We start from the raw sequence: 11,945 nt of genomic DNA, 5'->3' as shown, positions 1-11,945 counted from the left end.
TCCTTAGGGTCGCCCCACACGCTGGATTTCCCATTCGAGTTCGACACCCGAATGTTCGTACACACGGCGTTTCACTTCTTCGCCCAGCCCTTCGATATCGGCGCTGGTGGCATTATCGACATTGAGCAGGAAATTGGTGTGCTTCTCGCTCACCTGCGCGCCGCCCATGCGCAGGCCGCGGCAGCCGGCGGCATCGACCAGCTCCCACGCCTTCTTGCCCGGAGGGTTTTTGAAGGTCGATCCGCCGGTCTTGGTGCGCAGCGGCTGCGAATTTTCGCGCGCTTCGCCGATGGCGTCCATCTTCGCACCGATTTCCACCGGATCGCCCGGCTCGCCCTGAAAGCGCGCCGAAATGACCACCGCGCCACCGGGCAGCGCCGAATGGCGATAGGTATATTGCAGATCAGACGCGGGCAACGTGTGGCACTGGCCGCCGGGCATGATTACGGTGCAATCGATCAGCACATCTCTGACTTCGCGGTCATAGGCGCCGCCGTTCATGCGCACGAAGCCGCCAACCGTGCCGGGGATACCGCGCATGAATTCGAGTCCCGCCACACCCGCATCGCGCGCCGCGCTGGCGACGAGGATGCCGTGCGCACCCGCGCCGCATTTAACCACGCATGCGTCCTCATCGATCGCGACATCGGCGAAGGGCTTGCCCAGCTTGACCACTACGCCGGGCACGCCGCCGTCGCGCACGATCAGGTTCGAGCCCAGCCCAAGCGCCATTACCGGCAGATTGCCGCCAAGCCGCTCGAGAAATTCCTTGAGGTCTTCGGCGTCGGCTGGCTCGAACAGCCAGTCGGCCTTGCCCCCGGCCTTGAACCAAACGAGTTTGCCGAGCGGGGCCTCGGGGGTCAGCTTGCCGCGCAAACCCTGCGTGTCGATCGGTGCAGCCACACTCCCCTCGACTTCGCAATCGGGAGCCATGCCGCTGTCGCGGTTCCACACATCTCCGGGCTGCTCGCCCGCGCTCATGCGGTGCTCACCTTCGCGATGCCATTGGCGAGGCCCGCTGCCCACTGGGTGATATCGCCCGCACCGAGGCATACGACCAGATCGCCCGGTTGCAGATCGGCGGCCAGCTTTTCGGCCAGGTCTTCCTCGTCGGTCACGGTTTGCGCTGCACGGTGGCCGCGCGCCTTGAGCCCGGCGACCAGCGCATCGGCATCGACCCCGTCGATGGGATCCTCGCCAGCGGCATAGACGGGCGTGACATAGACCTCGTCTGCTTCATTGAAGCAGCTCTGGAAGTCGTCCATCAGATCGCGCAGGCGCGTGAAGCGATGCGGCTGGACCACCGCGACGACCCGGCCCTTGCCCGCACTTTCGCGCGCGGCGGACAGCACCGCCCTGATTTCGACCGGGTGGTGGCCGTAATCATCGATAATCGTCGCGACGCCGTCGCCGCTGGGCACTTCGCCGACCCGCGTAAAGCGCCGCCGGACCCCTCCGAACGCGGAAAAGCCGTTGCAGATAACGTCGTCGGGACAGCCCATCTCGATCGCCACGGCAATCGCCGCCAGCGCGTTCTGGACATTGTGGCGGCCCGGCATCGGCAGGCGCACCCCCTCGATCCGGCGATCTTCCTGTCCGCGGCGACGCACGATCACGTCGAACACATTGCCGCCCGCATCGGGGCGAATGTTCACGCCGCAGATGTCTGCCTGCAGGTTGAAGCCATAGGTCACGACATTGCGATCGCGCACCTTGCCGATCACCGCCTGCACTTCGGGGTGATCGATGCACAGGATCGCCGCGCCGTAGAACGGGACGTTGTGGATGAACTCGACGAAAGCGTCCTTCACCCCGTCGAAATCGCCGTAATGGTCGAGGTGTTCGGGATCGATATTGGTGACCACCGCGATGGTCCCGTCGAGCCGCAGGAAGCTGCCGTCGCTCTCGTCCGCTTCGACCACCATCCATTCGCTGTCGCCCAGCCGCGCGTTCGAACTGTACTGCTCGATGATCCCGCCATTGATCACGGTGGGGTCGATATTGCCCGCATCGAGCAGCGCGGCGATCATGCTGGTGGTCGTCGTCTTGCCATGCGTACCGGCCACGGCAACGGTCGATTTCAAACGCATCAATTCGGCGAGCATTTCCGCCCGGCGCACCACGGGGATGCGATTTTCCAGCGCGTAGGCGACTTCGGGATTGGTCCGCTTGACCGCGGTCGAGGTGACGACGACGGCAGCACTCTCGACGTTTTCGGGAGCATGGCCGATCGCCACTTCGATCCCGCGCTGTCGCAGCCGTTCGACGGTCGCGCTGTCCTTCACGTCGGAACCCTGAACCGCATAGCCGAGATTGTTCATCACTTCGGCAATCCCGGACATGCCGATGCCGCCGATGCCGACGAAATGAACGGTACCGATATCGGTGGGAACGCCTCTCATTCCGCAGCCTCCCGCACCGCGCCCTGGCCGGCGGGCACACCTTGCGAGGACCCGCGTGCATTGTTGCCGCCGACGCGGATCACATCCATCAGTTCCGCCCCCCCGAAGCTTTCGATGAGATCGGCCAGATCCTCGACCGCCTTGGGTCGCCCGCAATTCCACGCGGCATGCGCCGCCTTGGCGAGACCCTGCGGATTTTCCGCCAGCACCTTGATCTGCTTGGCCAGCTCCTTGCCGGTGAAACGCTCCTGCCGGATCATTCGCGCGCCGCCCGATTTGGCGAGTTCGCGTGCATTGGCGGCCTGGTGATCATCGGTCGCGATCGGCAGCGGGATCAGGATCGCGGGGCGGCCAACCGCAGTCAGTTCGGCAATGGTCGACGCGCCCGCGCGGCCAATAAACAGATGCGCATCGGCTAGCCGGGCGGCCATGTCCTCGAAATAGGTTGCCAGTTCGGCGGGGATGCCATGCGTGCGATAGCGTTCGCGGACCGCATCGACATCCTCGGGGCGGCACTGCTGCGTCACCTGCAACTGCTGGCGCAGCGCGGGCGGGAGCATGGAAAGACCATCGGGCACCACTTCGGACAGCACGCGCGCGCCCTGGCTGCCGCCGGTGACGAGCACCCGCAGCAAGCCGTCTTCAGTAAAGGGAGGGAATGGTTCGTCGCGCAGGCTGAGCACGCCCGCTCGCACCGGATTGCCGACAAGGTGGACTTTCCCGGCGTGCTTGCCATCGAGCCGCTGGACCTCGGGATAGGCGGTGGCGATCGCATCAACCCGACGTGCGAACAGGCGATTGACCCGGCCGAGCACGGCGTTCTGCTCGTGCACGACGGTGGGAACGCCCGCGCTGGTCGCGGCGAGGATCGCGGGTAGCGAGGGATACCCGCCGAAGCCGACTACCGCGCTGGGCTGGAAACTGTCGAACAGGCGCAGCGCCATGCGCCGCCCTTCCCATACCGCCTTGAGACCCTTGAACCAGCTGAGCGGGTTCTTGCCGAACCGGCCTGCGGGGATGACGTGCGCCGGGAGGAAATCGGGCTTGCCGGGGATGTCCGCGCCGCGCTTGTCGGTGATCAGCGCGACATGATGACCGCGTCGGTTCAGCTCGGCCGCGAGCGCGAAGGCGGGGAGCAAATGCCCGCCGGTGCCCCCGGCAGCGAGGACGAAGTGGCGACTGGCGCCGGTCATGGGTGAATCTCCCGGCGTGCGGAACCCGTAGTGTCTTTCATCGGGGCCGTCTGCCCGAAGCCGAGCCTGTCGCCAAGTCCAATGGTCCGGCTTTTCAGGAACGGATTGCGCCGGGTGATCGCCAGCATCAGCCCGACATTGAGGCAGATGGCAATGGTCGAAGAGCCGCCATAGCTGACCAGCGGCAGCGTCATCCCCTTCGACGGGAACAGCTGCAGATTGACGAGGATATTGATGAAGGCCTGCCCGCCGAGCAGCGCGATCAGGCCTGCACCGGCCAGCAGCGCGAACAGGTCTTCCTCGTCGATCAGGCGCATCAGCACCCGCACGACGATAGCGAGATAGAGCAGCACGATCATGCCGCAGACGATCAGGCCGAATTCCTCGCCGATGACGCTGAAGATGTAATCGGTATGGGCCTCGGGCAGGCTCATCTTGCGGATGCCGAGGCCATATCCCGCTCCCGTCCACCCGCCCGCCAGCAGCGTACGGCTGGCGAGGTCGACCTGGTCGAAGGCCGTCCCGCCGCCGAGGAAGGCGTCGATCCGGTGGCGCGCATTGTCATAGAGAAAATAGGTCGCGGTCAGACCGATAATGCAGCCGCCGATCACTGCGCCAAGCCGCTTCACATCGACCCCCGACAGCACCACCATCACAAACCATACGCCGCCGAACAGTATCGTGCTGCCCAGATTGGGCTGCATCATCATCAGGGCCGCGATCAGCGCGAGATAGGCGGTGGCGATGCCCAGAACCGGCAGGTTGGGATCCCGCATGCGCCACGACAGGATCCACGCCATGGCGATGGCGAAGCCGGGCTTGAGGAATTCGGACGGCTGGAATTGCATCCCGAGATTGATCCAGCGCCGCGCGCCGTTGATCTCCACCCCGATCAGCGGGACGAGGAACAGCAGTCCGGTCATCACCGCAGCGAGCACGATGGCGAGCCGCCGCGCATTCTCGCGCGTGAGCATCGATATGCCGAGCAGGGCCGCGATGGCGAGCACCTGCCAGGCGAGGTGGCGGTAGAAGAAATAAAGCGGGTCGAGCGTCTGGCTCGCAGTCGACAGGCGATCCGCGCTGGCGGGCGAGGCTGCGGCGACGGCAATCGTGCCGAAGCTCATTAGCAGGAGCACCAGCAGCAGCAGCACGCGGTCGATCTCGCGCCACCAGATCTTGATTTCGGACCAGCGCGAGAGCTTGCCCTTGGGCATGTGAGCTGGCTGGCGCTTGCCGGGGACATAGGGCTGCATGGTGTTCATATCAGCCCGTCCACCAGCGCGCGGAAATGGTCACCGCGTTTCTCGAAGTCGGCATATTGGTCGAAGCTGGCGCAGGCAGGCGAGAGGAGCACGGTATCACCGGCCTCGGCTTTTGCAGCGGCGGCGCTTACTGCGCGGTCGAGCGTCTCGCACTGTTCCACCGGTACGCGGCCGTCCAGCAGCGCGGCGAAGTCGGGCCCGGCCTTACCGATGGTATAGGCGGCTTTCACATGGCCCAACTCGGCCTCGCACTCGCCCAGCCCCGGTTCCTTGGCCAGCCCGCCGAGGATCCAGTGGACATTGTCGAAGGCCGCGAGCGCAGGGGCGGAGGCGGCGGTGTTGGTGCCCTTGCTGTCGTTGACATAGGCGACGCCAGAGATTTCGGCGACGCGTTCCATGCGGTGCGCAAGGCCGGGGTAACTCTTCAGGCCAGTCCTGATCTGCTCACCGGAAATACCCAGGATATCGCAAACTTCGATCGCCGCTGCCGCGTTCTCGCGATTGTGCGGCCCCTGGAGCGACGGCCAGTTCGATTGCTCGCTCGGCGTGAAGCCCCTGTTCTGGAGCACATCCTCGAGAATGCTCGCAATCGAACCTTCGGCGAATTGGCCCAGAACCCGGGCATCGGTAAACCGCGCAATGGAATTGTGGCCGGCTGTCTGAAGCGAGAGCAAACGCGACTTGCTGGCCGCATACTTTCCGAAATCCCCATCATACCGGTCCAGATGATCCGGGGTGATGTTGAGCAGCACCGCTACATCGCAATCGAGTGAGTAGGTGAGGTCGATCTGGTAACTCGACAGTTCGAGCACATAGACCCCGCCTTCAGGCAGCGGGTCCTGCTCGAGGATCGGCAGGCCGATATTACCGCCCATGGTGGTGGGCACACTCACCTCTTTGAGGATGTGATGGACCAGCGCAGTGGTGGTCGATTTGCCATTGGTGCCGGTGATGCCGACGACCTTGTGCGGCGGCAGGTCCGTCCTCGCCTGCGCGAAGAGTTCGATATCGCCAATCACCGGCACGCCGAAGCTGTCGGCATGCGGTTTGATCGGGTGGGTGTTGAGCGGGACGCCCGGACTGACCACCACACCGGCATAGCCGGTCAGGTCGAGCGTCAAGGGGTCGACAAGCTGCAGAGTGCCGTCCATCCCGGGGAACAGGATCAGCGTGTCCTCCGGATAGCTCTCCTCAAGGAAGTGCTCACAAAAGCTCTGCCGCACTTCTCCACTCGAATCCCACGCCTTGACGCTCGCGCCCGACATCATCAGCGCATCGAGCGTCGCCTTGCCCGAGCGCGCGAGGCCGAGCACCGCGTACTTTTTGTCCTTCCAGGCGGGTGAGGTGATCATCGTAGCTTGAGCGTCGCGAGCCCCAGAAGTGCCAGCACGATGGCCACGATCCAGAAGCGGATCACGACCTTGCTCTCCGACCAGCCAAGCTGTTCGAAATGGTGATGGATCGGTGCCATGCGGAAGACCCGCTTGCCGGTGTGCTTGAACCAAAGGACCTGGATGATCACGCTCAGCGCCTCGAACACGAACAGCCCGCCGACGATGGCGAGGACAATCTCGTGATGCGTCGCCACCGCAATCGCGCCAAGTGCGCCGCCCAAGGCAAGGCTACCGGTATCGCCCATGAACACCGCTGCTGGCGGGGCGTTGAACCATAGAAAGGCAAGGCCCGCCCCCATGATCGCGGCACAGAAGATCGCCAGTTCGCCCGCGCCTTCGACATGGGGGATGCCGAGATAGGTCGAGAAATCGACACGGCCGACGAGATAGGCGATCAGCGCGAAGGTGCCGGCGGCAATGATGACCGGCATGGTGGCCAGCCCGTCGAGCCCGTCGGTGAGGTTCACCGCATTGCCTGCGCCGACGATCACGATCGCCGCAAAAACGTAATAGAAAGCCCCCAGCTCGACCCCGAAGTCATTGACGAAGGGGACATAGACGAAGGTGTTGATCTGGCTGACGATGATATAGCTGGCGATACCCGCCACGGTGAATTCCATCAGCAAACGGATACGCGCCGAAACGCCTTTGTGGCTGGCCTTGGTAACCTTGTCATAGTCGTCGAGGAAACCGATCAGGCCGAAGCCCAGCGTCACCGCGAGGCAGGCCCAGATGAACGGGTTGCGCAGATCCATCCAGATCAGCACCGACAATGTCAGGCTGATCAGGATCATCAGCCCGCCCATGGTGGGTGTGCCGCGCTTGGCCAAGTGGGTCTGCGGCCCGTCTTCGCGGATCGGCTGACCCTTGCCCTGCCGCACACGCAGCATGGCGATGAAACGCGGGCCGATGACGAGGCCGAAGATCAACGCAGTCATCAGCGTCGCTCCGGCACGGAACGTCTGGTAGCGCACGAGGTTGAAGATGCCTTCGAAATTCAACCATTCGGCGAGGATGTATAGCAAATCGGCCTCTCGTCGCGCCTAGCCGGCGCGGGTGAAATGATCCACGAGCCGGCCAAGACCGACCGAATTGGAGCCCTTGACCAGCACAGCATCGCCGGCAACGACACCGAAGTCCTCGAGCAGGTTGATCGCCTCGTCGGCGGTATGGCAATGCGCCCAGGCGATGGGCTTGCCAAGGACGGAGCTTTCCGGTTTCCCCAGTTCGCGCGCCAATGCGAGCATCTCGTCGCCAACCAGCAGCGCATAGTCGACATCGGCGGCCAGAACGGGTTCGGACAGCGCAGCGTGGAACTGCGGACCGAAATCGCCGAGTTCCTTCATCGCGCCAAGCACGGCGATGCGGCGGCCCGAGGGCGTCTGCCCGAGCTGCGCCAGCGTGGCGCGCATGCTTGCCGGATTGGCGTTGTAACTTTCGTCGATCAACAGCGCCTTGCCGCCGGGCACGTCGATCCCGTGGCGCGCGCCGCGACCCTTGAGCCCGCCCATTTCGGCCAGCGCGAGACCCGCGGCGGCCATGTCGCCGCCCGCCGCCCGCACTGCAGCCATCACGGCGAGCGAGTTTACCACCCAGTGATCGCCGGGTTCGGCGACGGTGTAGCACAGCCGTCCTTCGGGGAATTCGCAGGTCACGAGACTGCCGCCGTTGGCGCTGGGGATCGCATCGAGCAAGCGGACATCGGCGAAGCGTGCCCGGCCAAAGCTGACGACGTTGGCCCCTGCCCGCAGCGCGGCAAGCTTGAGCGGTTCGTAATGTTCGCTGTCGGCGGGGATCACCGCGATGCCGCCTGGTTCGAGACCAGCGAAGATCTCCGCCTTGGCGGTGGCGATCGCGGCCATGCTGCCGAGATTTTCGATATGCGCCGGGGCGATGGTTGTGATGACCGCAACATGCGGGCGGACCTGCGTGGTCAGTTCCGCAATTTCGCCGGCATGGTTCATGCCCATTTCGAACACGCCGAACCGGCTGCGCGCGGGCATCCGCGTCAGGCTGAGCGGAACGCCGACATGGTTGTTATAGCTGCGCGTGGAACGATGCGCTGCGCCGCGACTGGCGCGCTCGAGACTGGCAAAGATCGCTTCCTTGACGCCGGTCTTGCCTACCGATCCGGTCACACCGATGATGGTCGCCTCGACCCGGCTGCGCGCTGCACGCGCCAGCGCCTGCAACGCCTTGGTGGTGTCGTCGACAAGGATATGCGGCCAGTCGACCGGACGGTCGACAATGGCACCCGCTGCGCCATTGGCGAAAGCGGTATCGAGGAAGCGGTGACCATCCATCGCCTCGCCCTTGAGCGCGACGAACAGGTCACCATTAACCACATCGCGGCTGTCCATCTCGACACCTGCGACCTGGAAATCATGACTGGCGGTGCCACCCACGGCCTCGGCGATGCTCCTGGCGTCCCACAGCGTCAGCGGCAGGCGGTCGCGCGGATCGGCGGGCCATTCGACATAGGCCGGATGGCGCAGGATCGCCGCGCTCATGCATCACCTCTGGCAATCTGCGCGGCGCATTCGCGCGCGACCTCTACGTCGTCGAAGGGCAACACCCGCATGTTCTCTCCCGATCCGATGATCTGACCCGTTTCGTGTCCCTTGCCGGCGATCAGGACGATGTCCTGCGCACCCGCTTCGGCAATGGCTGCGAGAATGGCTTCGCGACGCCCGCCTATCTCGCGTGACTGCGGCGCGCCCGCAAGCACCTGACTGCGGATTTCCGCAGGATCTTCACCGCGCGGGTTGTCGTCGGTAACCATGACGAGGTCGCTCGCCTTGGCGGCTGCCTCGCCCATCGGGGCGCGCTTGCCATGATCGCGGTCGCCGCCCGCGCCGAAAACGGTGATGAGCCGTCCGCTGACATGTGGGCGCAGTGCCGCGATGGCCGCTTCGAGCGCGTCGGGCGTATGCGCGTAATCCACATAGACGGGCGCACCCGAGGGCGCGATGACTGCGCGTTCGAGCCGACCGCGTACCGGCTGGAGCCGCGCGACTGCATCCCAGACCAGCCCGGCATCGCAACCAGTGGCTAGCGCCAACCCGGCGGCGGTCAGCGCGTTGGAGACCTGGTAAGCGCCGATCAGCGGCAAATTGATCGTCCGGCTCTGCCCCGCGTGTTCGACCGTCAGCGACTGGCCCAGTTGGGTGGGTTCGCGATGGGTCAGGCGGATAGCATCGCCCTGTTCGCCGACGGTCATGACTGCGAGACCGCGCTGTGCCGCATGATCGACCACGCGGGCATTCCACCCGCAATCGCCCGCGCCCATCCAGATCACTGCCGTCGCGCCGTCCGAAACGACTTCGTCGAACAGCCGCATCTTGGCGGCGAAATAGTCTTCCATGTCGGCGTGGTAATCGAGGTGGTCGCGGCTGAAATTGGTAAAACCAGCCGCCTCGACCGGCACGCCTTCATTGCGGAATTGCGAGAGGCCGTGGCTCGACGCTTCATAGGCGACATGCGTCACGCCTTCGCGCGCCAACCCGGCGAGGTTCGACAGGAAAGTGACGATGTCGGGGGTGGTCAGCCCGGTGGAAACGCTTTCATCGGGCGTGGTCACCCCCAACGTACCGATGCTCGCCGCGCGCTCGCCCGCCATGCGCCAGATCTGGCGGGTCATTTCGACCGTCGAGGTCTTCCCATTGGTGCCGGTGACCGCGACGATATGGTCGGGCGCGGGCGTGAAGAACTGTGCGGCCAGCGCGGCGAAGGCGCGGCGCGGCGTATCGTCGGCGATATGAATCGCGCCTTCCACCGTCGCTTCGGGCCGCGCGACCACCGCCACCGCACCGCTTTCGATCGCGGCGGGAATGAAGTCTTCGCCGTTGGCCTGCGCACCCTGGAAGGCGCCGAAGACGGTGCCCGGTGCCACCTTGCGATTGTCGATAGCGAAGCCGGTCACCATGACGTCGGCATCGCAGGCGATCCCCGCTGCGGTGCAGAGCTTGGCGAGCTTCACTTGTTCGCCTCCGGGATCAGTGGCTTGATATCGGAGATGTCGACATCGCGCGTATCGTCGGGGCGCACGCCGATCAACGGACCGATGCGCGGTACCAGCCGCCCGACGATCGGCGCGGCGTTCCATGCGGCAGTGCGCTGGTAGGAACTGGCAAGCGTCCCGCGCGGCTCGTCGAGCATGGCGATCACGACGTAGCGCGGGCGGTCCATCGGGAATGCGGCGGCGAAGGTCGAAACCAACGCGGTCTTGCGATAACCGGCACTGCCGCCCGGCTTTTCAGCCGAACCGGTCTTGCCGCCGACGCGATAGCCCGGCGCATCGGCATTCTTGCCGGTGCCATAGACCGCAATCGCGCGCAGCAATTGCCGCATCCGGCTCGAGGTCGAGGCCTTGAACACGCGGCGTCCCTTGGGCGCCTCGCCCGGGCCCAGCTTCTTGAGCGTGGCCGGGCGCCAGATGCCGCCATTGATCATCGCCGCATAGGCGCTGGCGAGATGCAGCGGCGTGACCGCGATACCGTGGCCATAGCCAACCGTCATCGAGCGCAGGCGCGGCCATTTTTCGCCCGGCCAGATCGGGAAACCCTTGGCGGGCAGTTCGATATAGGGGCGCTCATTCATGCCGAGGTCCATCATCGTGCGTCGCATGCGGTCGGGGCCGAGTTCGTCGACCAGCCGCGCGGTGACCGTGTTGGACGAGTGGATGAGCGCCTCGACCGCGTTGAGATCGGACCCCAGATCGTGGCTGTCCTTGATGCTGAAGCGCCCGACCTTGACCGGGCTTGCGTCCCAGCGCTTGCCAAGATTGCGGACGACACCGGCATCGATCGCAGCGGCGACCGACAGCGGCTTGAAAGTCGAGCCCAGTTCATAGACCTGGTTGGTCACGCGGTTGAACATCAGCTTTTCGCCGCGCGCATCGATCTTGTTGGGATCAAATTCGGGGAGCGATGCCAGCGCCAGCACTTCGCCGGTATCGACATCGAGCACAATGCCCGCCCCGCCCTGCGCCTGGACCAGCTTCATCCCGCGGCGCAGCTCGTCCTCGAGCGCGCCCTGCACGCGGGAATCGATCGACAGCGCAATCGGCGTACCGCGGGTCGAAGGGTTGGACAGGTGATCGTTGAGCACCTGCTCCATGCCGACGCGGCCATTGCCGTCGGCAGCGACATAGCCGAGCACATGCGCGGCCATCGAACCCTGCGGATAGTGGCGGTCGTTCTCCATCGGCATTTCGAGCGCGAGTTCGCCGATTTCCTGCACGCGATTGGCTTCCTCGGGCAAGACGCGGCGGCGGATATAGCCCTGCTTGCCCGCGGCGAATTGTGCGGCGACCGCCTTTTCGTCGAGATCGGGGAAGATCGCTTTCAGCTTGCTCACGACCGTGGCTGGGTCGCGCACCAGCGGCGCACCGTCTTCGCCCAGCGCTTCCGGGTTGAACCACAGCGCATAGGCGGGAAAGGCGCGCGCCAGCGGCACGCCATTGCGGTCGGTGATCTCGCCGCGCGGCGGCAGCAGCGCTTCTTCGAGCGAGGTGCCGCGCAGGCCATCGTCGGACATGCCGAGATAGCCGATCCGGACAAGCGCGAGCAACGCGACAAAGGCAAAGCCAAGCGCAATCCACAAAACCCGCCAGCGGGCGAGCGTCAGCGATTCCTGGCGGATGGTGACAAGCTGGACGCGGCCCGAGGCCACCGCCATGCTCACTGCCCCCTG

At 65.0% G+C, this 11,945-nt stretch carries 9 protein-coding genes; all 9 read right to left on the bottom strand.

Going from position 1 to position 11,945, the window contains the following annotated elements:
* Positions 1-3 precede the first annotated feature (3 nt).
* The 9 genes from murB to N6L26_RS01290 are packed head-to-tail and all read right to left on the bottom strand — an operon-like array spanning position 4 to position 11,930.
* Positions 4-933: a UDP-N-acetylmuramate dehydrogenase gene (murB, locus tag N6L26_RS01330; RefSeq protein WP_263607226.1), complete on the bottom strand. Its 930-nt coding sequence runs from the start codon at positions 931-933 to the stop codon at positions 4-6.
* A gap of 44 nt (positions 934-977) precedes the next feature.
* On the bottom strand, positions 978-2,402 hold the full coding sequence (gene murC, locus N6L26_RS01325) for a UDP-N-acetylmuramate--L-alanine ligase (protein ID WP_263606264.1): 1,425 nt from the start codon (positions 2,400-2,402) through the stop codon (positions 978-980).
* Positions 2,399-3,595: an undecaprenyldiphospho-muramoylpentapeptide beta-N-acetylglucosaminyltransferase gene (gene murG / locus N6L26_RS01320; protein ID WP_263606263.1), complete on the bottom strand. Its 1,197-nt coding sequence runs from the start codon at positions 3,593-3,595 to the stop codon at positions 2,399-2,401. Before murG ends, murC begins: the two co-directional genes overlap by 4 nt.
* Positions 3,592-4,848: an FtsW/RodA/SpoVE family cell cycle protein gene (locus tag N6L26_RS01315; RefSeq protein ID WP_412071347.1), complete on the bottom strand. Its 1,257-nt coding sequence runs from the start codon at positions 4,846-4,848 to the stop codon at positions 3,592-3,594. Before N6L26_RS01315 ends, murG begins: the two co-directional genes overlap by 4 nt.
* A 5-nt stretch (positions 4,849-4,853) precedes the next feature.
* A complete protein-coding gene (gene murD, locus N6L26_RS01310; RefSeq protein ID WP_263606261.1) occupies positions 4,854-6,209 on the bottom strand; it encodes a UDP-N-acetylmuramoyl-L-alanine--D-glutamate ligase in 1,356 nt (451 codons plus the stop codon).
* The gene (gene mraY, locus N6L26_RS01305) at positions 6,206-7,276 is read right to left on the bottom strand and encodes a phospho-N-acetylmuramoyl-pentapeptide-transferase (RefSeq protein WP_263606260.1); all 1,071 of its coding nucleotides are present in this window, start codon (positions 7,274-7,276) and stop codon (positions 6,206-6,208) included. The genes murD and mraY overlap by 4 nt, the downstream gene beginning before the upstream one ends.
* An 18-nt stretch (positions 7,277-7,294) precedes the next feature.
* Complete coding sequence (locus N6L26_RS01300) at positions 7,295-8,761, bottom strand: UDP-N-acetylmuramoyl-tripeptide--D-alanyl-D-alanine ligase (RefSeq protein WP_263606259.1); 1,467 nt, start codon at positions 8,759-8,761, stop codon at positions 7,295-7,297.
* Entirely contained in the window at positions 8,758-10,230 is a 1,473-nt protein-coding gene (locus tag N6L26_RS01295; RefSeq protein ID WP_263606258.1) for a UDP-N-acetylmuramoyl-L-alanyl-D-glutamate--2,6-diaminopimelate ligase, read from the bottom strand. The genes N6L26_RS01300 and N6L26_RS01295 overlap by 4 nt, the downstream gene beginning before the upstream one ends.
* Positions 10,227-11,930 carry a peptidoglycan D,D-transpeptidase FtsI family protein gene (locus N6L26_RS01290; protein WP_263607225.1) on the bottom strand — a complete coding sequence of 568 codons (1,704 nt, stop codon included), beginning with the start codon at positions 11,928-11,930 and terminating at the stop codon, positions 10,227-10,229. The genes N6L26_RS01295 and N6L26_RS01290 overlap by 4 nt, the downstream gene beginning before the upstream one ends.
* Between the last annotated feature and the right edge of the window lie 15 nt (positions 11,931-11,945).

The sequence above is a fragment of the Qipengyuania sp. SS22 genome (genome assembly GCF_025736935.1).
In the GTDB taxonomy this organism is placed as follows: Bacteria; Pseudomonadota; Alphaproteobacteria; order Sphingomonadales; family Sphingomonadaceae; genus Qipengyuania.
Note: the sequence above shows the minus strand (reverse complement) of the source record. Positions and strands in the feature narration are given on the sequence as shown.